Source organism: Clostridia bacterium (assembly GCA_017405765.1).
Classification (GTDB): Bacteria; Bacillota; Clostridia; order Oscillospirales; family RGIG577; genus RGIG577.
Genome location: JAFQZS010000014.1, coordinates 1 through 21,023 on the forward strand (window position 1 = coordinate 1; position 21,023 = coordinate 21,023).

The 21,023-nt window shown below is 52.3% G+C and carries 17 protein-coding genes; 11 read left to right on the forward strand and 6 right to left on the reverse strand.

Annotated features, from left to right (window positions below):
- Nucleotides 1-213 precede the first annotated feature (213 nt).
- A complete protein-coding gene (locus IJG50_02975; protein MBQ3378811.1) occupies nt 214-834 on the reverse strand; it encodes a helix-turn-helix domain-containing protein in 621 nt (206 codons plus the stop codon).
- A gap of 176 nt (nt 835-1,010) precedes the next feature.
- Between IJG50_02975 and IJG50_02980 the strand changes: the two genes are divergently transcribed.
- Nucleotides 1,011-1,253 carry a hypothetical protein gene (locus IJG50_02980; GenBank protein MBQ3378812.1) on the forward strand — a complete coding sequence of 81 codons (243 nt, stop codon included), beginning with the start codon at nt 1,011-1,013 and terminating at the stop codon, nt 1,251-1,253.
- Nucleotides 1,254-1,437: 184 nt separating this feature from the next.
- On the opposite strand, the gene IJG50_02985 is transcribed toward IJG50_02980, so the two are convergent.
- Nucleotides 1,438-1,593: a rubredoxin gene (locus tag IJG50_02985; protein ID MBQ3378813.1), complete on the reverse strand. Its 156-nt coding sequence runs from the start codon at nt 1,591-1,593 to the stop codon at nt 1,438-1,440.
- Nucleotides 1,594-1,612: 19 nt separating this feature from the next.
- The gene (locus IJG50_02990; GenBank protein ID MBQ3378814.1) at nt 1,613-4,147 is read right to left on the reverse strand and encodes an FAD-dependent oxidoreductase; all 2,535 of its coding nucleotides are present in this window, start codon (nt 4,145-4,147) and stop codon (nt 1,613-1,615) included.
- Nucleotides 4,148-4,410: 263 nt separating this feature from the next.
- On the opposite strand from IJG50_02990, the gene IJG50_02995 reads away from it, so the two are divergent.
- Complete coding sequence (locus IJG50_02995; GenBank protein MBQ3378815.1) at nt 4,411-7,002, forward strand: S-layer homology domain-containing protein; 2,592 nt, start codon at nt 4,411-4,413, stop codon at nt 7,000-7,002.
- Nucleotides 7,003-7,183: 181 nt separating this feature from the next.
- Nucleotides 7,184-9,784 (forward strand): hypothetical protein, encoded by a 2,601-nt coding sequence (locus tag IJG50_03000; protein MBQ3378816.1) that lies wholly within the window; start codon nt 7,184-7,186, stop codon nt 9,782-9,784.
- A gap of 56 nt (nt 9,785-9,840) precedes the next feature.
- Here the strand turns inward: IJG50_03000 and IJG50_03005 are convergent, their stop codons facing one another.
- The 3 genes from IJG50_03005 to IJG50_03015 all read right to left on the reverse strand — a co-directional run bounded on the left by IJG50_03005 (nt 9,841) and on the right by IJG50_03015 (nt 12,197).
- Complete coding sequence (locus IJG50_03005) at nt 9,841-10,455, reverse strand: DUF4093 domain-containing protein (protein ID MBQ3378817.1); 615 nt, start codon at nt 10,453-10,455, stop codon at nt 9,841-9,843.
- The gene (gene holA / locus IJG50_03010; GenBank protein MBQ3378818.1) at nt 10,452-11,471 is read right to left on the reverse strand and encodes a DNA polymerase III subunit delta; all 1,020 of its coding nucleotides are present in this window, start codon (nt 11,469-11,471) and stop codon (nt 10,452-10,454) included. The genes IJG50_03005 and holA overlap by 4 nt, the downstream gene beginning before the upstream one ends.
- Nucleotides 11,472-11,564: 93 nt before the next feature.
- Nucleotides 11,565-12,197 carry a GyrI-like domain-containing protein gene (locus tag IJG50_03015; protein ID MBQ3378819.1) on the reverse strand — a complete coding sequence of 211 codons (633 nt, stop codon included), beginning with the start codon at nt 12,195-12,197 and terminating at the stop codon, nt 11,565-11,567.
- A gap of 385 nt (nt 12,198-12,582) precedes the next feature.
- Here IJG50_03015 and aroF point away from each other — a divergent pair, with 385 nt between their 5' ends.
- The 8 genes from aroF to aroQ are packed head-to-tail and all read left to right on the forward strand — an operon-like array spanning nt 12,583 to nt 20,625.
- Nucleotides 12,583-13,602 carry a 3-deoxy-7-phosphoheptulonate synthase gene (gene aroF / locus IJG50_03020; protein ID MBQ3378820.1) on the forward strand — a complete coding sequence of 340 codons (1,020 nt, stop codon included), beginning with the start codon at nt 12,583-12,585 and terminating at the stop codon, nt 13,600-13,602.
- A complete protein-coding gene (locus IJG50_03025) occupies nt 13,599-14,435 on the forward strand; it encodes a prephenate dehydrogenase/arogenate dehydrogenase family protein (GenBank protein ID MBQ3378821.1) in 837 nt (278 codons plus the stop codon). The genes aroF and IJG50_03025 overlap by 4 nt, the downstream gene beginning before the upstream one ends.
- On the forward strand, nt 14,435-15,496 hold the full coding sequence (gene aroB, locus IJG50_03030) for a 3-dehydroquinate synthase (protein MBQ3378822.1): 1,062 nt from the start codon (nt 14,435-14,437) through the stop codon (nt 15,494-15,496). The genes IJG50_03025 and aroB overlap by 1 nt, the downstream gene beginning before the upstream one ends.
- Before the next feature lies 1 nt (nt 15,497).
- Nucleotides 15,498-16,751, forward strand: coding sequence for a 3-phosphoshikimate 1-carboxyvinyltransferase (gene aroA / locus IJG50_03035; protein ID MBQ3378823.1), 1,254 nt, complete (start codon nt 15,498-15,500; stop codon nt 16,749-16,751).
- On the forward strand, nt 16,741-17,823 hold the full coding sequence (gene aroC / locus IJG50_03040; protein MBQ3378824.1) for a chorismate synthase: 1,083 nt from the start codon (nt 16,741-16,743) through the stop codon (nt 17,821-17,823). The genes aroA and aroC overlap by 11 nt, the downstream gene beginning before the upstream one ends.
- A gap of 1 nt (nt 17,824) precedes the next feature.
- Nucleotides 17,825-18,964 carry a bifunctional chorismate mutase/prephenate dehydratase gene (locus IJG50_03045; GenBank protein ID MBQ3378825.1) on the forward strand — a complete coding sequence of 380 codons (1,140 nt, stop codon included), beginning with the start codon at nt 17,825-17,827 and terminating at the stop codon, nt 18,962-18,964.
- Between the two features lies 1 nt (nt 18,965).
- Nucleotides 18,966-20,210 (forward strand): shikimate kinase, encoded by a 1,245-nt coding sequence (locus IJG50_03050; GenBank protein ID MBQ3378826.1) that lies wholly within the window; start codon nt 18,966-18,968, stop codon nt 20,208-20,210.
- Nucleotides 20,191-20,625, forward strand: a complete 435-nt coding sequence (gene aroQ, locus IJG50_03055) for a type II 3-dehydroquinate dehydratase (protein MBQ3378827.1) — start codon at nt 20,191-20,193, stop codon at nt 20,623-20,625. Before IJG50_03050 ends, aroQ begins: the two co-directional genes overlap by 20 nt.
- The last annotated feature ends 398 nt before the right edge of the window (nt 20,626-21,023 follow it).

The following is a 21,023-nucleotide window of genomic DNA, read 5'->3' on the forward strand; positions in this document are numbered from 1 at the left end:
GCCGCCGCCCTTGACATGCATTCCGTTCCCGCTTATACTGCAAGAAAGGGAGGCCGGAATAATCCGCCCTCCCGCAATATATTATTTTTGCTCTGTTTTACACCATGCTTCGGACTTTACACAAATTTTGGGACAGACCCAGATTTTCATCGTTCCGACCCGTTTTCGACAGTCTGAAAGAGCGTGGGGTATCATATTTTGATATCCCACGCTTTAAAATTTTCCTCTGAGCTCAACCACGCGCCCTATGATAAGAACGGGTAATCGTTCCACTTCTTTTTTTGAATAGAACATAGGTTCGTAATTTGTGTTGAACGGAATAAGAAGTATGCCGTCGCTTCGGTATTTGATTTTTTTGATCGTTGCATCGTTTCCGTTTATGAGCGCGATAACGATATCGCCTGATTCGGCATAATTCTGACAACGCACGATGACCACGTCGCCTTCGCAGATGCGCGGTTCCATTGAATCGCCGCGGATGCGCAGACCGAAATAATCGTCCTCTTTGGAGAAAGCGCCGTCAAGCTCCTCCCAGTCGAGCACCTCCTCTACCGCCTCTATCGGTACTCCCGCCTGAACGCGGCCAAGCACGGGTATCAGCCGTTTGCCGCCGTCGTTTTCGGGCGCGGTATGCGGAGTGTCGGTGCGCTCTAAAAGATAATCGGTCGATACGCCGAAATAGTCGGCAAGAGCCGTAAGCGTTTCATAATCGGGCTTGCGCTTGCCGTTTTCATAGAGTGAAACGGCTCCTTCGGAAACGCCGATTATTTTCCCCAACTCTTTCATGTTGATTTTTTTTGATCTTCTCAGTTCGCGAAGTCTTTTCATTTGCATCTCCCCGCCTATAATGATAACACGACAAAATGTAAAGTCAAGAATCATTTTGCATTTTGTAAAGAAATTTTTCAAAATATCTTGACAAAATGTAAATATGGGTGTAGTATCAGTTTAGAATTTACAATACGTCAAGCGATAATTAAACATATTGTTAAGAAGAAGGAGGCGCAAATATGCAAGAAAGAATGTTTACGGCGGAGGAATCAAAGATAAAGGAGGAGTTGCGAAGTATTTACGGAGGCCACATGACGCTTACAGACGTAGCGCATGAGCTTGGGATGAAGCACGCGTGTACGGCGCGCGGTTTTGTAAAAGACATACCTGCGACGAGGATAAACAACAGGCTCAGGTGGCCTACGGGCGAGGTGGCGCGAAGGCTTGCACAGTGTCGTGAAACGCCTAAGATGCGCACATGAGGATAAAGCATGGGCCGGGGCTTATAAATAAACGCCCGAACCGCCTCAAAAATGCGCTTGCGCATATTTTCATGGGAGTCGGGAGCTGTGTTTTAAGGATCGAGGATTTTTTAAAACTCGCTTTGCATGTAAAAGCTTTTATGATAGACTGAAGCGGGGCTGCGTGATGCAGCCCCGCTTGGTTTTACTCTGCGGGAGAGAATTCATCCTTGCCCATTTCGCAGACGGGGCAGACCCAATCTGCGGGAAGGTCTTCAAATTTCGTTCCGGGAGCTATGCCGTTGTCGGGATCTCCCACGGCGGGATCGTAAACGTATCCGCAGGGGCATTCGTATTTCATGTCTTTTTTCTCCTTTGCTTTAGTTTATTTTTATGACCTCTTCAAACTTCGCGCCGTTTTTGATATCCTCGGTGAGCTTCACCATCTTCGAAGTGTCTCCGATGAGGATAACGCCTACAAGGCGGTTGTTGAGGAAGTAATACTTTTCGTACATATGACGCTGGTCGTCTTTAAGTTCTACGGTACGGTAGCTCTTGTCGGGCTTCTTTCCGTTGTCGCCGAGCGCAAAGAGGCTGGAACCGAGGCCGTTGAATACGAGCGCGCCCGTTACGCCCTCGTAAGTCACGTCGTCGCCGGCGGCGTTAGCTCCGGCAACCTGACCCATAGCTACGGACTGAGACCAGAGCGCATAATTTATGCCGTTGCACTGAGCGCAGTCGCCGCATGCGTAGATATCGTCAACGCTCGTCTCCATCTTGTCGGATACGAAGATGTTCCTTTCGGCGTAGACGCCGGCTTCCTTCGCAACAGCTACGTTCGGGGATACGCCGGTGGAGATAACTACGAGCTCTGCGGGGAAGGAGCGGCCGTCCTCAAGCGTTACGGCGTCTTTGCCTATCTCGGCTATCTTTGCGCCGACGGTGAGCGTAAAGCCGTTCTTTTCAAGGATAGCGCCTATCATATTTGAAGCGGCAGCGTCAAGCTGGCGTCCCATGAGCGCGGGGCCTGCCTCGAGCACCGTTACGGCGCAGCCCGTCTTTTTGAGCTCCCAAGCCGCCTCAAGACCTAAAACGCCGCCGCCGATAACGACTACGTTCTTAACGGTCTTAAGCATCTCTTTTATCTTGCGCGTATCCTTTATCGTGCGTATGGATACGACGTGATCCTGGTCTGCGCCTTTGAACGGCGGCACGAAGCACTTTGCGCCGAGAGCGTAGATCAGCTTGTCGTATGCATAAGCCTTGCCGCCGGCAGTTACGGTCTTTGCGTCGGGGTCGATCTTTTCTACCGTGGTCGAAAGCACGGTTTCGATATTGTTTTCCTCGTACCAGTCTTTAGTGTGAACAGCCATCTGATCCGACGTAAAGTCGGCAAGCATCGACTTCGTGAGCATAGGACGGTTATAGGGAAGGATCTCCTCGTCGGATATCATGATCACGCTTGCCGTCTTGTTGCGCTCGCGTATAGCCTCCGCCGCGCTGAGCGCCGCAGCTCCGCCGCCCAAGACTACGAACTTTTCGTCGGTATTCTTTACGAATTTATCCTCTTCTTCCTCTACGGGAACAAAGTTTTCTTTTCCTACGTTGCATACGGGGCATACTTCGAGCGACGAGTCGAATATTGCTCCGCAAACCAAGCATTTAACGAGGGTGCGGGGGCCCTTAGCTTCTTTTTTGATCCTGTCGTTATCCTTTTCAAGAAGGATGCAGCCGAAATTGTATCCGTATTCGTATGCGTCCAAAAGCTGATTGTCGCTCGGCTTGAAGCGGATCCTAAAGCCTTCGTCCGGCACCTTTAATTTTATCTGCTTTAAGCGCTCGATTATATGGGGAACGCCTTCGCCGCTCCAGCCGTAGCTTCCGAATGCTGATGCGAGCTTGCCCTTGTGAACGGGCGCGAACATCGAGGTGGTAAGCGACCATATGGGAGAGAGCGCCTCGCCGATTATCGTGGGCGTACCGAAGAGCAGACCGTCGGCATGGCCTATTTCGCCCAATACCTCGCCCGCGTCGGCCTCTACCATATCGTAAAGCCTTACTTCTATGTCGCCCGCGTCGCGCACGCCCTCGGCTATCTTTTCACCCAACTGCTTCGTATAGCCGTAGGCCGAAACGTATGGCATGACGACAGTCTTTTTGGTGTTGGGGTTTTTGTCCTCGCACCATTCGTCATAAAGTGCGAAAAGCTCGTCTATCTTAGCGTCATGCACGGGGCCGTGGCCGGGGCATATCATATCGAGATCGAGCTCCTTTACCCGCTTTAAAGCTCTTACCATGTAGGGATTCTTATAGGGGCCTATGATGTTGTCGAAATAATACTTCGCCGCGCTCTTGTAATCGTCTTCGTTTGCGACCTTGCTTCGTAAAATGTCCTCGTGGCAGTAGTGCGCGCCGAAGGAATCGCACGTAACGAGCGTCTTGTCCTCAACGATGTAGGTATACATGGAGTCCGGCCAGTGAAGGTTCGGAAGCACCATGAATTTAAGCGTCTTGTCGCCAAGCGAGAGAGTGTCGTTGTCTTTTACCGTTATCGAATAGAAGTCGCGGTTCACGATGTGCTTTAAAAAGCCTATCGCCGTAGCCGTAGCAACTATTTTTATATTGGGATTGAGCGCGATAAGGTTCTCTATGCTGCCCGCATGGTCGGGTTCGGTGTGATCCACGATGATGTAATCAATATTTGCAACGTCGGTCACCGCTTTTACGCTTTCGATGTACTCATCATAAAATTTAAGCTTGGCCGTTTCAAAGAGGGCCGTCTTTTCGCTGCCCTTTAAAATATACGAGTTGTAAGTCGTGCCAAACTCGGTCCTCATTACGATATCGAAAACGCGAAGGTCCGTATCATGTACGCCGGTATAATAGAAATTCTTTTTAAGCTCTAAAGTTTTCATAAAAGTACCTCCTTTATATGTTTTTCGGTATTACCCGTAAACAGCTTAATACAAAGCCTATATTTTAAGTATATCATATATTTTGCCAAAAACACGACAGTCGTAACAAAAAAGATAATTTTTCAATCGACTTTCGGTTTATGAAAGGGGGTAAGCGTACAAATTAATCGAAACGACGTCTAACGGACTCTTTACATTTGACTTCTTTAGGTATAAAATGAATTATGTAAATCAACCATTCAGCTATAAAAACGGAGGGTAAAATGAAAAAAAGATACAAACGGCTTTTGGCGGCTGTTTTGGGCATAGCGGTCGCAGCTTCATCGTTCATATATGCGGGAGCCGCTTCTATCGGCGCCGTGATACATGAATCGCCGCTCAAAATTGCGGATAACGCCGAATATAACGAGATAATAGCAATGCACGGATCGCGCGGAAGGCAGGAGGCCAACGTATTTATTGTTGATACAAAGGAGCAGGGGATTTCTCCCGTTGTACTTTACGGCTCTAAGCTTTACGGCCGTTCGGCCATAACCTCCGTTGTGGATTATGCCGCATCGTCGGAGGGGCTTAGCATTTCGGGCGGTATAAACGGCGACTTTTATTCGTTCATGACGGGCATACCCTTAGGTATGTCGGTGCATAACGGCGTGCTCAACACGTCGGACGCGGGATATCCCGCAATAGGCTTTGATTATAACGGCGGGATAATCGTAGGCGAGCCGAAGCTTAAGATATCCATGAAGGGCGAAGACGGCGCGGTCATTCCCATAGACCATTTCAACAAATACCGCACCATGTACGGCGTGTACCTCTTTTCGGGCGATTTCTCGACAGAGAGCCGCACCACGACTGTCGGCACTCATATCGTTCTCGATATACTGTCGGGCGAGGTGGGTATAGGCAAGAGCGTGACTGTAAAAGTAAGCGATATAATGACAGACGCGGGCAATATAAAAATGCTTGATAATGCGCTGCTTTTAAGCGTTGACAACGACGGACCGCTCGATCGTGTGGCAGGGATAGCCCTGGGACAAACTTATAATATAACTTTCGAAGCGCAGGATCCCAAGTGGAACGACGTTAAAGAGGCGATAGGCGGCGGACAGATACTTATAAAGGACGGTATCCTCCTGCCTGACGATACGACGGAAACGGCTCCGCGCACGGCAGTGGGCGTGACTTCGGACCAAAAGCTCGTCGCAGCACAGATAGACGGAAGGCTTACGGGACATTCGGCAGGCGCGACCGTTACGGAAACGGCCGAGTTCATGCTTTCGCTCGGATGTGAAAGCGCGCTCATACTTGACGGCGGCGGCTCGTCCACGACGTATTTAAGACTGCCCGGCTATGCGACGGGCGAGGTGATAAACGAAGTGTCCGACGGCGCTCCGCGAAGCAACGCGAACTTTTTGCTTTTGGCAAACACCTTAAATCCCGACGGCATGGTGTATCGCTTGCTTTTCTATCCTTATAATATAGAGGCGCTGCCGGGCGCAACGATACCTCTTGATATAAAGGCAGCCGACGTTTCTTACAACGCGGCAGCCGCGCCGGAGCCGGAGAGCATAATGTTTACGGTGACTGAAGGCATGGGCAGCGTTAATGCAGATGCAAAGTCGGCATATCTTACGACGGGCAATACCGTGGGGACCGGTACGATAAGCGCGGTATGGGGCGCGGCGAACGGCGAAACGACGCTTACGATTTTAGATAAGATAGACTCTATAGACGTATATGCAGACGGAAAGGCCGTTTCAAACGTGGACCTTAAAATCGGCGAGGAGATGACCTTCGGCGCAAAGGCGTATAAGAATACTTTGGAGATATATTCGTCGAATGATTCGTTTACGTGGAGCGTGTCTTCTCCGAATCTGGGCACGATAACGCAGAACGGCGTTTTCAAGGCTTCCGACAAGATAAGGCAAAGCGGTACGATAACGGTAAGCTACGGCGACGTATCAAAAACGATAAATATCACCGTTGGTAAGGATGAAGTTGATACGCCGCCCATGATAGCGATAGACCCGATGGATGAATGGAACTACGAGAACGAGTTTTTGAACATCGGGGCGCGGATAACGGATAATGACACGCTGGAGACGGAAAACATCAAGTTGATCGTTGACGGCAAGGATACGGAATTTTCTTACGATCCCGCGACAGGCATACTTATGGCGCACCTTAAAAACGATTTTTACAAGGGTATGCACAAGGTCACGATAACGGCGGTCGATACGGCTGGGAACCGCGCGCTCAGATACGCTTCGTTCTACGTTGACCTTAAGGGATACGAGAGCGCGTTTTGCGACGTGGAAGGCCATTGGGCGCGTGATTATATAGATTATCTCTATAATGCAAAACTTGTGAAGGGCGTTGAGGACACGTCCTCGAAGAAGCTTTATTATCTGCCTCAGAACAGAGTGACGCGCGCCGAGTTCGCCGTTATGCTGAGCCGGTATTTAAATCTCGATACAAGTGTTGACGACGGTTATACCGTAACTTTTGAGGATAACGATAAACTGCCCGAATGGGCGAAAAAAGAAATATATGCCGTGGCGCAGGCCGGAGTAATGAAGGGACGTCCCGCAGGGGAGAATGCAGTCGTGTTCGACCCCGATGCAAGACTTACGCGCGCCGAGGTAATAACGGCGATAGGAAGGCTCGTGCCTGCCGGATTCAAGGCTGACTCCATATCATTTAAGGATGCGGCCAAGATACCCGCGTGGGCAAGCGAATATGTGGACAGACTTGTTGCCATAAGAGTGATCTCCGGATATACCGACGGAACTTTAGCGCCCAACGATTACGTTACCCGCGCCGAAGTGGCAAAAATACTTTATTCCGTATATTGAACGCACGGACAAGAAACGGCTTCGCGGTCATTAGACCGCGAAGCTGTTTTTACTTTGAAGGCTTATCACGCCGCTTGGATTTAATGAAAGAAGCGAAAGCTTAGGCGCCCCGCCGTTACTTCCTTGCGGGACGCCGCTGGTTATGGTATGATATAAAAAAACGAGAGGGAGCTGATTCTTTGTGAAGAAACGAATGCTCGGCGCGGCGCTTGCGCTTCTTTTTGCGCTTTCGCTGTTCGTACCTGCCATGGCGGAGGGAGACGAGACGAATTATCTTTGTATCGGTCCCGGCGAATGCTGGACGGTGAAGAACATAGGGGAAACGGACATATCGATAAGCGATATATCCCGAATGGATTACGTCATAACCAACGCCGAAGGGAACGTAACGGCGCGCGATGTGTACGACCCCGGTTGGCACGATCCGCTGGTCCTTCCCGCCGGAGGGCAGCTTATAATCCGCGACTGCGGCTGCGCATCGTCAAGTATGCTTAAAATAGACGGCGACGTGACCGCACAAAAAAACGAGCCGTCGGCCCTTCTTCACGCAGATATCGGCTTCGGCGAAACGTATGCGTTTAAGAACGTCACGGATCACAGCGCGAACGTGCTTTTACGCACCGAAAGCAACGAGGCGTGGGCGTATTATATCTTCAATGCCGACGGCACGGTGAACGATAAGGACTTTTTCTATGATCGCGGCGGCGGGATAAAGCAAGAGGTCATCTCCGTTCCCGCTGGAGGACGCGCCGTGGTGACTACCGACGGCCATTATCGTTTCAGGATCTCCTCTTCAGAGGGCTTTCCAAGCGCCGTCACGCCCCTCGTTTACTGCATGGCCCGCAGCGAATATTTTACGATGGAAGCGGACGCCCAGCCCGCGTGGGTATTCGACGTGCTCGGATATAACGAAACGGCGGCCTTTAAGAACGTTTCCGGACGGACGCAGGATGTCTACTGCGAAGGCAACGCGGCCGTGTACTATGCGGGGGAGACGCCCAAACTCAAAGCGGTCAACCCGGGCGGCACCCTCGAAGTGCCGGCCGGATACACCGTCGCGATGAGCGGCGCGAGCCTTAGCGGATCGCGCTATGCGCTTTTAGGCGAGGCGTTCGCGCCCGCAGAGCTTCCGGCACCCGTAACATGGACTACGGCTGCGACTCTCAAGGTGACGTTTACAAACGTAAGCGGCAAGGCGGCTCCGTTTTTCGGCGTTACAACAAGCGCGCTTGAGAAAAACCCCGAAAAATACGCGGCCCTGGGTGCGGGCGTCATAACGGATACCGAATACGAGGGCGCGAAGGGCATAATGATACCCACGGGCGGCAAGGTCATAATAACGGGCGTGAACGGAAGCTACAGAGCCCTTTCGGGACAGTTCGAGATGTCTGCCGAGCCGATAAAGCAGGCCGGAGTCGAAGCTGTCGTCCTTTACGAGGGCGAGAGCGTCGCTCTTACCAACGATTCGGACGAGGCGCGCGAAGTTATACTCTGTGGAACATTCTCTATGAAGGGGGACTATTACGATATACTTGAGAAAAGCTATACGGGCTTGAGCAGCAGCAGTAAAATAAACGTAAAGGCCGGGGATACGACGACGTTCACCGCCGTTTCGGGGGTATGCTCCCTTCAGTTCGCGGCGGGTGACTTTAAGGTCGTCGAAGGCGTCGAGTCGATATATAAATACAAAGTGCTCCATAAAGGGGAGACTTTCGTCACGCCGGACGAGATATACGGCGACGACCGCCTCCGCCGCACGGGGCACGCCTACCGCATACAGGAGTTGAAGAATGAAAAAGACGAAGAGGGATACAACGTTCCCACCCTGTACGCGCTTGAATCCTGCGGCACGACGATTTTCAGATTCCGCACGGCGAACGGCTGGTCGGAAATAAACGCGCCGCTTACCGAAACGGTAGCCCTTTCAAAGGGGGAAAGCGTGAAATTCACATGGAAGGATGAGGCGGTTGAAAACGGCGTGACACTTTCGGGCTTAATGCTGAAAGGCGCCATGGCGTATGTAGAGACAAAATGGGACGACGACGCCTCCGAATACTTCTCATATCCCGCGCAGCGGGCGTTCACTCTGCAGTATATGGGGTCCAAAACGACACAAATGACCTTCACCGCGCTTGAGGACGGCTGCACTGTAAGGTATTACCCGTGCGTCGTCGATGCACAGACAACAGGATCGCCCTTCGTCATCGAGACGATACCGAAGGGCGAAAGCAGAGTATATAGGCCGCACGCGACTTCGTACCTGGGCTTTTATGTGTACGGGCTTAACGCGGAGTCGGAGGTCTATAATTTCTACAGCGGAAGCTTCGGGGACGTAAGACGGGGATTTGTAACGCCGCATACTGAGAACTGGTCCGAATACGGCATGACTCCGATCAAGATAATTGCGGCGGATTCCGACGTTACCGTTTTATATATGAAGGAGCAGGCAGAAACAGGCGCGCCTATGTGGTTTTGCGGCACGTTTATGAGCGGCGGCGAAGTCGTCTCGCGCGACGAATTGGATACAGCCGCAGTCGACGCCGTGAGACTCAGCCTTTACAGCGAACGAAGCGAGCCTTTCACGCTGATACTTGCGTCTTACGATAACGAGGGCAGGCTTATAAAGGCCGCGCGGCGTTACGTTGCGGCGGCCGAGCTTGACTCGGAGACGGTAAATGTGTCCGTCCCGTTTTCCTGCGGCGAGGACACAGCGAAGATAAAGGCGTTCGCGCTTGACGAACAGTATAGGCCGATAATGAAGCCGCTTATTCTTTTGGGATAGAAGTAAAATAAAACGCCCGCCGTGCCTTTCGTTTGGGGCACGGCGGGCGAGCCGTTTTATCGGGGAGGCTCAGTCTTTTCGCCGTTTTTAAAGCGATGAGCGAGCCTTTCGTATTCATCCAAAGTATAAAGCGCGTTTAGCGCCTCCAAAAGAGTGTTCGCGCTGATGCGCTCGGGCAGGCCGAGTGAGCGCGCGAAAGCGGCGCGCGCCTTGTGCGCGTCCTCGCCGCCCGAACAGCCGTCCGCATATAGGCGCGCCTTCGTTATGAGCGCCCCGCCTTTTTGCGGCGCGTCGGAGACGGACACTCCTGCGCGAAGAAGCGCCTTTGTAAGCGTTTCGCGGTCCATTCCCTCAACGCCCAGCTTTCCCTCTTTGGAGAACTCGCGCTTGCGCTTTTCGCGTCCCGCGATATCGGGGATATACGCGTGTTTTATCGTGCCCTCGCCGATAAGCGATTTAAGCCGCCCGCGTATAAAAAAGCCTGCGCGGTCAGAGTCGGTAAGTATCACGAGCCCGCGCTTCTTTGCAAGCGCGCGCAGCAGTTCTATTTTTTCGGGCTCGGTGAATATCTTAAAGCCGTCTGTTGCGATTATCGTTGCGTCAACGAGCGGCTCAAGCGCTATTTTGTCGTATTTGCCTTCGACAATGATTATTTCGTCAGTTTTTATCATGTGCGCGCCTCCGTGAGCATGAGCGCTTCGGTCAAAAACAGCTCCATAACGACTTCGGGCGAAACGCGCGAATCCTTCATTTTAAAGTCGGCGTCTCGGCACATGGTTATAAGACTTTTAAGGGTATGCTCGTCCGCACGTGATATCAAGCGACGCGAGCTTATTATACTTCCCCGGTATCCTATCTCCTTCGCCGCCGCATCGAGAGGCACGCCCGCCTTTTTTGCGGCGGACAGTTTTAAAAGATTTGAAAAGACCGACGTAAGATATGCAAGTATCGCTATCGGCTGTTCGCGGTTCTGGCGCATAAGCGTGTCGGTCATCTTATATGCGCTGTCGGCGCGAGAAAATATTATAGCGTCTCCCAGAGAAAAAACGTGCGCCTCCGCCGTTGTAATGCATACGGCGTCGATATCCTCAGACGATATCTCTTTCTTCGGCGCGTAGGCGCAGAGCTTTGCGATCTCGTGCTTAAGTACGGACATATCTCTGGATACATCGGAAAGAAGACGGCGCACGGCGTCGTCGGATATGGTTTTGCCTGCGGCCTCAACATTCTTTTTTATCCAAACAATGAGATCGCGTTCGAAAGGACGCGAAAATTCGCAGAAAAGACTGCCCGAAAACAGGGCTTTAAGCTCCGCGCTCGAAGCGGGACTGTAATCTGGGTCGCTGTAATTAAAAAACAAGGTAAGATACTCAGGCATATCGGAAAGGAGCGACGAGAACGCGCTTTTTAACGGCCCCTTACACAGCGATGCGGCAAGGTCGTTTATTATTATAAGCCTGCGGTCGCTCATTACGGGATAGCTGTCGGCAACCGCGCCCAGCTCATCCGGATCGAGCGTTTTTGCATCGTACTGCGCACAGTTCAGATTGAGCGGGTCGCCGCCCGTAAAAGTGCGCCGCGCAAGCGCAAAATAATACTCTTTAAGATATCGCTCGGCGCCGTAAAATACGTATGAGTGAGAAAATCTATTATTTTTTATATCCTTTTTCAACTGACTTACGCTCATGATACGCTCTTTTCGCAAAGTTTTTATTTAAGTATACCATATATGCGCCGCTCCTTCAATCAAATAAAGACCGGGCAGAGTGGTCCTTTATCGTTATTTCTTTTTAATGGGATGACGTATCACGGTCCTCCATTTCGAAGGCTCAACTTTACGCGCATCCGACAAGTATATTTCGTGGTGAAGCCTTGTTTCGGATATATCGCTCACATATCCGTTTTCTTCTAGATATTTGTCCATTAAAGCTATGGAAGCGGGTTCGTCGTCAAAAGGCCCTGTGTGCATTATCTGAACGCACAAGCCCTCTTCTATCATATAGAACTGCGCCTTGGAGCAATCAAGCTTCTTCTTTTTTGCGGCCTCCCAAACAGCCCAGTCGAGATCTTCTTTCTTTACAAAATCGGGCAAACGTATCACGGAGATCCAATTAAATTTGCTCTTATCTCCGGTATACACGCCGTCAATACCATCCTTATGCCAAAAGCCTTCCAGCGGCGGAACTACATACTCAAAAAAACCCGATATCTTATGAGGCGTCTTATAACTCATCTTAACGGTATATGCAACTGCATATAAGATCTCTATCGCTTCTTTATATGATCCGCCTTCTTCATTGGGATCGCCTTTTCCTCTGACGGCGATATAATTCATGGGCGGCACGTTTACTATTTCTGGCTTGCTTTTGGGCATATAGAACTCTTTATATTCTTTTTTATAATCAAAGGCCATATATACAACCTCTTTCTTTGATATGATTTGGAATTATAGCACGTATCAGTATAAATGTCATCTTTCACTGTGCGCTTTGGGCATAATGCCCAATTTAAAAACGATAAGCCCTGTATAATTTGTGTTTGTTGTTGCTTTTATTCTGTATTCGGAAGTGATATCATATCAGTATATTATTTATTAAGGAACGAAATTTTATGAAAGCTCTTTCCCGTACAGCTGAATATCGTTATTTTAGCTTTGTCTTTAGCTTTTACTTTAGCGGTGACAAGGCTTATTTCGGTTCGGCTGAAAATGTGTGAGAAAAGGCAAAATATGATTTCATTTCATGAACTCACCGCAGCCCTGCCGGCTGCGGTTTTTATTTTCGTTAGGAGGAAGAAAAATGGTCGTATTACTTAAACAAAATCCCGATAAAGAACAGGTCGAAAGCCTGATATCCTGGCTTCAGGACAAGAACCTGCAGGTACACCGCAGCGAAGGTGCGTCGCGCCAGATACTCGGCATCGTGGGCGACTCGTCAAGGCTAGACATTGACCTTATAGCCGCGCTCGATATCGTTGAGGACGTAAAGCGCGTGCAGGAGCCGTATAAGAGCGCTAATAGAAAATTCCATCCCGAGGACACCGTTATAAAGGTGAGGGATACGCAGATAGGCGGCGGAACTCTTACGATGATGGCCGGCCCCTGCTCCGTTGAGACGGAGGATCAGATAATCGGCGTTGCAAAGGCCGTTAAGGCGAGCGGAGCCACTGTGCTTCGCGGCGGCGCGTTCAAGCCGCGCACCTCGCCCTATTCCTTCCAGGGGCTCGGCGCTGAGGGCATAGAGCTTCTCAAAATGGCGAGAAAGGAAACGGGCCTTCCCATCGTAACGGAGATAATGGACGCTTCGCAGCTTCCGCTTTTCGACGATATAGATATAATCCAGGTCGGCGCGAGAAATATGCAGAACTTCAATCTTTTGAAGATACTCGGCGCGCAGGATAAGCCCGTTATGATAAAGCGCGGCATGTCCTCGACGTATGAGGAATGGCTCATGAGCGCGGAATACGTCATGGCGAACGGCAACGAGAAGGTAATACTCTGCGAGCGCGGCATACGCACGTTCGAGACTTATACGAGAAACACCCTGGACCTTGCGGCGATACCCGTTTTAAAAACGCTTACGCACCTTCCCGTGATCATCGACCCCAGCCACGCCACGGGCAAGTCGTCGCTCGTCGCTCCGCTTGCAATGGGCGCCGTAGCAACGGGCGCGGACGGCCTCATCATTGAGGTACACAACGACCCGGCGCGCGCATGGTGCGACGGACCGCAGTCTTTAAAGCCCGAAGCTTTCGACGCTCTTGCGAAAAAGCTCATCTCGCTTCACTCCTTTATGCGTTCAGAGGAGGCGGCGTCGTGAAAGCGGGCATAGTGGGACTCGGCCTTATAGGCGGCTCTATGGCAAAGAGCATAAAGGCGCGCACGCTCCATAACGTGGCGGGCACGGACATTGATCGTGAGACCATGACCTTCGCGCGCTTGTGCGGAGCGATAGACGAGCCGCTCACGAAGGAGAATTTGGGCGAGTGCGATATCATACTTATTGCCGTGCGCCCGGGCGAAGCCGTAAAATGGGTGATAGAAAACGCGGGACATATTTCAAAAAAAGCTGTCGTGATAGATCTGTGCGGCGTAAAACGCGCCGTTGCGGACAGAATAAAACCAATATCAATGGAATACGGCTTTTCGTATATCGGCGGTCATCCGATGGCCGGACGCGAGCGCGGCGGCTTCGTAAATTCAAAGGAGGACCTTTTTTTGGGCGCTTCCATGATACTTACGCCGGACGAACGCACGGACGCGAAGCTTTTGGAGGACATAAAGGCGTTCTTTACCGATATTGGCTTTGGAAGCCTTACGTTCACAACGCCCGCAGAGCACGACCGCATAATAGCGTTCACGTCGCAGCTTGCCCATATAACGTCGAGCGCTTACGTAAAATCGCCGACAGCGGCGAAGCGTCGGGGATTTTCGGGCGGCAGCTTTCGCGATATGACGAGAGTCGCGCGTCTTGACGAGGATATGTGGACGGAGCTGTTTTTGGACAACACGGACAATCTTACGGCGGAGCTTGAAATATACATAAAAAACTTAAACGAATATCTCGACGCGCTGAAGGCCGCCGATTCGACGGAGCTTATACGCCTTTTGCGCGAGGGAAGGCTCAAAAAAGCCGAAGCGGGTGGAAGCTGATGGCAGCGGTAAGAATAAACGCGGGACGCCCCTACGACGTACACGTCGGCGCGGGCCTTACAGCTCGTGCGGGGGAGCTTGCCGCGAGCGTACTCATGCCCTGCCGCATATGCGTGATAACGGATACGACGGTGGAGAGGCTGTATCTTGAGACAGTAAGAAAAAGCCTCTCGGACGCGGGATTTTCTGTCTGCTCCTACGCCTTCCCCGCGGGCGAACGCTCGAAGAATATGGAGACGCTCGCTTTGATACTTGAATTCTTAGCCGAAAGCGGCATAACGAGAAGCGACGCGCTTTTGGCGCTGGGCGGCGGCGTTGCGGGAGATATAACCGGCTTTGCGGCAGGCGTGTTCCTTCGCGGGATAAGGTTCGTTCAGATGCCGACGACGCTGCTTGCGGCGGTCGATTCATCCGTCGGCGGCAAAACGGCGGTGGACTTAAAGGCGGGAAAGAACCTCGCGGGCGTGTTTTTGCAGCCCTCGGTCGTGATCTGCGACACAGACGCGCAAAAAACGCTGCCAAAAGAAACTCTTGCCGACGGCGTGGCTGAGGCCGTGAAAACGGGCGTTCTCTTCGACGAGGAGCTTTTTTCGCTCTTTGAGAACGGCGGATTTTCTTTCGATAAGCTGCCCTTCGTAATAGAACGCTGTGTTGAGCATAAGGGGCGCGTAGTCGAGGCCGACGAGTTCGACCGGGGCGAAAGACAGCTTTTAAATCTCGGCCATACGGTGGGCCATGCCATAGAGAGGCTTAGCGATTACGGGATCTCTCACGGCCATGCGGTAGCGGCGGGCATGGGCATAATATCGAGAGCCGCAGCCGCTATGGGCATTTGCTCACAGGATACGGCGAAGCGCATAGAGCGTGCGCTTATAAATAATTCTCTTCCCGTAAGAAGCAGCTATACTTCAAGGGAGATCTCAGACGCCGCGCTTTCCGACAAAAAGCGCAAGGGCGACGAGATAAGTCTCGTCGTACCCGAAAGGATAGGGAAGTGCCGCCTTATGAAGATAAACGTAAGCGAGCTTCAAAGCATTATCGAAAAAGGAACGGAGGCTTAAAATGGATATAAAAGTTACGCCAAAGTACCTTTGCGGAAAAACAGGCGCAATACCATCAAAAGCCGACGCGCACAGGCTGCTCATTTGCGCCGCGCTTTCTGACGGACCGACAGAACTTATAATGGACCAAACGAGCCAGGATATCGAGGCGACCGTTTCGTGCCTTAAAGCGCTCGGTGCGCACATAGAAAGGACGGACGGCGCGCTTTTGGTTGAACCGATAAAGAAAACGGCGGATATCCCCGCGCTCGACTGCATGGAAAGCGGATCAACTTTCCGTTTTCTTCTGCCGGTGGCCTGTGCGCTTTACGACGGCGTTTCGTTTACGGGGCACGGCAGACTGCCGAAAAGGCCGATAAGCGACCTTACGGGCGAGATGAAGCGTCACGGCGTGTCGTTCGATAAGGACGCGCTGCCGTTTAAGACGAAGGGCAGGCTTTCGGGCGGCGAATATTCGCTTCCCGGAAACGTGAGCTCTCAGTATATAACGGGGCTTCTTTTGGCGCTTCCGCTCACGCGCGAGGGCGGGCGCATCGCTCTTACGACAAAGCTTCAGTCGTCGCCTTATGTTGACATAACTATGAACGCGCTTAAAAAATTCGGCATTTTTGTAACAAAGGATGAAGACTCGTTCAAAGTGGAGAGCGCACAGCATTTTAAAACGCCCGAAAGGGTCTGTGTGGAGGGAGACTGGTCTAACGCGGCGTTTTTCCTCTGCGCCGGAGCAATAGGCGCGCCTGTGACGCTGACGGGGCTCAACATGGATTCTCCGCAGGGCGACAAGGCCATAATAGATGTGTTGAAAAAATTCGGCGCGAAGGTGAGCGTTTCGGGCGATGAGGCGACCGTTTCGCCGGCAGAGCTTACCGCGTGCGAGATCGACGTAAGCGAAACGCCCGATATGCTTCCGATACTTTCGGTGCTTGCGTCTTATGCAAAGGGCACGACGCGTTTTGTCAACGCGGCGCGTCTTAGACTTAAAGAAAGCGACAGACTTAAAGCCTGCGAGGATATGCTTTCGGCGCTAGGCGTTTCGGCAGAGGCGGATGAAGATTCGCTGAGCGTTACCGGCACAAAGGTTTCGGGAGGCACGGTTGACAGCGCGGGCGATCACAGAATAGCGATGTCAGCGGCGATAGCCGCTATAGCGGCTTCGGGCTGCGTTACGATAAAGGGAGCCGAGGCCGTGAACAAATCGTACCCCGGTTTCTTTGAGGATTATAAAAAGCTGGGAGGCGTTTGTCATGTCGTCTGAGTTCGGCAGTAAGATAAAGGTTTCGATATTCGGTCAGTCGCACGGCGCGGCGATAGGCGTGGTGGTAGACGGGCTGCCCGCAGGCGAGAGGATAGACGAGGCGGAGCTTCAAAGCTTTATGGACAGAAGAAGGCCGGGAAAGAATCGCCTTTCAACGGCGAGAAGCGAGGGCGACGTACCGCGCTTTCTTTCGGGGGTAGAGAACTCTATTACGTGCGGCGCGCCGCTCTGCGCCGTTATCGCGAACACCGATACGCGCTCGCGCGATTACGATAAGCTTAAAAACGTGCCGCGTCCCGGTCACGCCGACTTTACGGCGCACGTAAAATGGGGCGGCACGGCCGATATGCGCGGCGGCGGCCATTTTTCGGGCAGGCTCACGGCTCCTCTGTGCATAGCCGGAGGCATAGCAAAGCAGATACTTTCTAAAAGGGGCATATACGTCGGCGCGCATCTTTTGTCAGTCGGAAACGCTTCGGATGAGAGCTTTCCGCTTTATCCCGACGAGGCGCTTTTTACGAAGATCGCGCGTAAGGAATTCCCCGTCATATCGGACGAAGCGGGCGAACGGATGAAGGCCGAGATCGAGCGGGCGGCAAAGGAGCTTGATTCGGTGGGCGGCGTGATAGAGTGCGCCGTCGCGGGCATGGAGGCCGGATTCGGAGATCCGATGTTCGACGGCGTGGAAAGCCGCATAGCGGCCGCCGTGTTCGGTGTGCCCGCCGTAAAGGGCGTGGAGTTCGGCGCGGGATTTTCGGCGGCGAAAATGCGCGGCAGCGAGAACAACGATCCGTTTATAACAGATGAAAACGGCAGAGTTGTCTGCGAGAAGAACGACGCCGGCGGGATTTTGGGCGGCATAACGAACGGAATGCCCGTAGTCTTTCGGGCGGCGATAAAGCCCACGCCGTCTATCGCAAGGCCGCAAAGAAGCGTGGATCTTAAAACAAATAAAAGCGAGATACTCGAAATAAAAGGGCGCCACGACCCGTGCATCGCGCACCGCGCCGTGCCCGTAATAGAGGCGGCGGCAGCCTTAGTTATATTAAATTTATTATTGGAGGGAAAGTAAAATGGATTTAGGCGAGATAAGAGCAAAAATAGACAAGGTGGACGACACGATACTCGACGCGTTCCTTCAGCGCATGGCGCTTTCCGACGAGGTGGCGAAGTATAAGAAGGAAAACTCGATGGCGATATACAACAAGACGCGTGAGAGGGAGATCCTTGCGAAGGTCACGGATAGATCGGGCGATATGGAGCGCTATTCGTATCATCTGTTCTCCACGCTGTTCGGACTTTCCCGCGCGCGCCAGGAGGAGCTTCTTTCGGGCGAAAGCGGCGTAAAAAAGCTTATAGACCGAGGCATTCAAAACGGCGCCGAGGTATTTCCGCAGACGGGCACCATAGCCTGTCAGGGCGTTGAGGGAGCAAATTCGCAGGAGGCCTGCGACAAGCTCTTCCCCAGAGGAAAGCTTATGTATTTAAAGAGCTTTGAGGCGGTATTCGACGCAGTCTCTTCGGGGCTCTGCAAATACGGCGTAGTGCCGATAGAGAACAGCGCGAACGGATCCGTGCGCGCCGTTTACGACCTTTTGCAGGCAAAGAACTTCTCCATAGTAAGAAGCATACGCCTTTTCATTCATCACGAACTCATGGTAAAGCCCGGCACGAAGATGAGCGACGTAAAGGAAATTTATTCGCACGAGCAGGCCTTGGGTCAGTGCAGTGAGTTTCTTTCAAAGCTCGGCCCCGGCGTAAAGGTGATACCGTGCGACAATACGGCAATGGCGGCAGAGCTCGTGGCAAATTCGGAGGGCAATTCGCGCGCGGCCATCTCTTCACACAGATGCGCGAAGCTCTACGGCCTTGAAACGATAAACTCCCATATACAGAACAGCGAAAACAATTACACGAGATTCATATGCATTGCGAACAAGCCGGAGATCTACGCCGGAGCAAATCATATAAGCCTCGTTATCGCCTGCGATAACAAGCCCGGCGCGCTTTACGAGATACTCGCGCGCCTGTCGGTAGCGGGCGTGAATATGAGCAAGCTTGAGAGCTGCCCCGTAACGGGAAGCAATTTCGAGTTCATATTCTTCTTGGAGCTCGACGCTTCCGTTCACGAGCCGGGAGTTTTGGCAATGCTCGAGGAGCTTGAGAGGACGTGCGAGAGCTTTACCTTCCTCGGCAATTACGCAGAGGTGTAAAATGTCCGGGTTTGTTTACGGCCTCATTGGCCGAAAGCTGGGGCACAGCTATTCAGCGCCGATACACGCCGCTATGGGAAACGGCGGCTACCGCCTTTTCGAGCTTGAGCCGGAAGAGCTAAAAAGCTTTCTTTCCCGCCCCGACATAGGCGGACTCAACGTGACGATACCGTATAAGCGCGAGGTAATGAAATATTGTGACGTGATATCGTCCGACTCAAAGAGCGTGGGCAGCGTAAACACCATTGTGCGCCGCACGGACGGAAGGCTTTATGCCTATAATACGGACGTTTACGGCTTTATGTACATGGCGGCGCGCGCGGGCGTTTCGCTTGCGGGCAAAAAGGTTGTAATACTCGGAAGCGGCGGCGCGTATCTTGCAGTGCGCGCGGCGGCGAAGAAGGCGGGCGCACGGGATATAGTCTGCATATCGAGAAGCGGCGCGGATAATTACGGCAATATAAATAAGCATTCGGACGCCGAGGTGATCGTGAACGCGACGCCCGTGGGCATGTATCCGAATAACGGCGCGTCGCCGGTAGATCTAAGTATTTTTAAATCGTGTAAGGGAGTTTTGGACCTTATATACAACCCCGCGCGCACAGCGCTCATTATGCAGGCGAGGGCGCTTTCGATACCGTGCTCGGGCGGGCTTTCCATGCTCGTTGCACAGGCGAAGGCCGCAGAGGAGCATTTCTTTGACAAAAAGCTTGACGACGGTATCATAGAGGACATAACGCGCAGTCTTTCGTGCGAGTCGGAGAACGTAGTGCTTATAGGTATGCCCGGCTCGGGCAAAACGACCGTGGGCGAAGCTTTGGGCGCGCTTACGGGGCGCGAATGCGTCGATACCGACGCGATAGTTGAGGTGCGCGCCCAAATGAGCATACCGGAGATATTCGAGCGCTTCGGCGAGGCGGAATTTCGCCGCATGGAGCGCGAAGCCGCGGCCGAAGCGGGACGCGGGAGCGGGAAAGTGATAATGACGGGCGGCGGCATTGTGAAAGACATAAGAAATCTTTCGCCGCTGTCACAAAACGGGCGCATATATCATATAGAGCGCGATATACGGCTTCTTTCGCGCGGCGGACGGCCGCTTTCGCAGGGCGCGGATCTTTATAAGATGTACGAAGAGCGCCTGCCGATGTACGAGCGCTTCCGCGACGCTGTGATAAGAAACGACGATACGCCGAAGAGCGCCGCAGAGCGCATATGGAGGGATTTTTGTGAAAATACTTGTGATTAACGGGCCTAACTTAAATATGCTCGGCGTGCGCGAGCCAGAGATCTACGGCCGCACTACGTACGACGACCTCGTAGGTCTTATAAAGACGGAAGCGGACGCCATGGGCGTTGAGACTGAATTTTATCAGTCGAATCACGAGGGCGCGCTAGTCGATGAGATACAGCGCGCATACGGCCGCATCGACGGCATAGTGATAAATCCCGGCGCGTACACGCATACGAGCGTTGCGCTCCTTGACGCGGTAAAGGCCGTAGGCATACCTACTATAGAAGTACACATCTCCGACCCCGACACGCGCGAGGAGTTTCGGCGCGTGTCGTTCATACGCGCCGCGTGCATAAACACGATAAAAGGACGCGGACTGAAAGGGTACATCGACGCGCTTCACGCGCTGTGTGAATATATAAAAAAATGACGCGAAAGCGTCATTTTTTTGTGGGGCGTGACGCGTGGGATACGGATTCCCGCAGCTCCTTCGGGGCCTCGCAATGACCGTTGTTTGTTACGCTGATAAAACCTTCAGCCAACGGGCGCCCGACTGTTGGGCGCGTGCGACGCGCCCGTCTGAATTGAGATTGCGTTATCTTCCAGCAAAAAGAGACGGCGGTGAAGCCGTCTTTTTTGCAGACAAGAAAGGCTAAATTATGTTAACCAATCTTGTAGCGGAGATTGTGAGGCCGTCCCGAAAATTGTGTAAACCTCCGATAAGGTGTAAAATAGAAGCACCATATTGGAGGTTTAATTATGAGCAGCAGAAGAAAACGCAGTTCCGAGGAACGAGCACGGAGGGAGAAAATTCGTGAATTGCTGCAA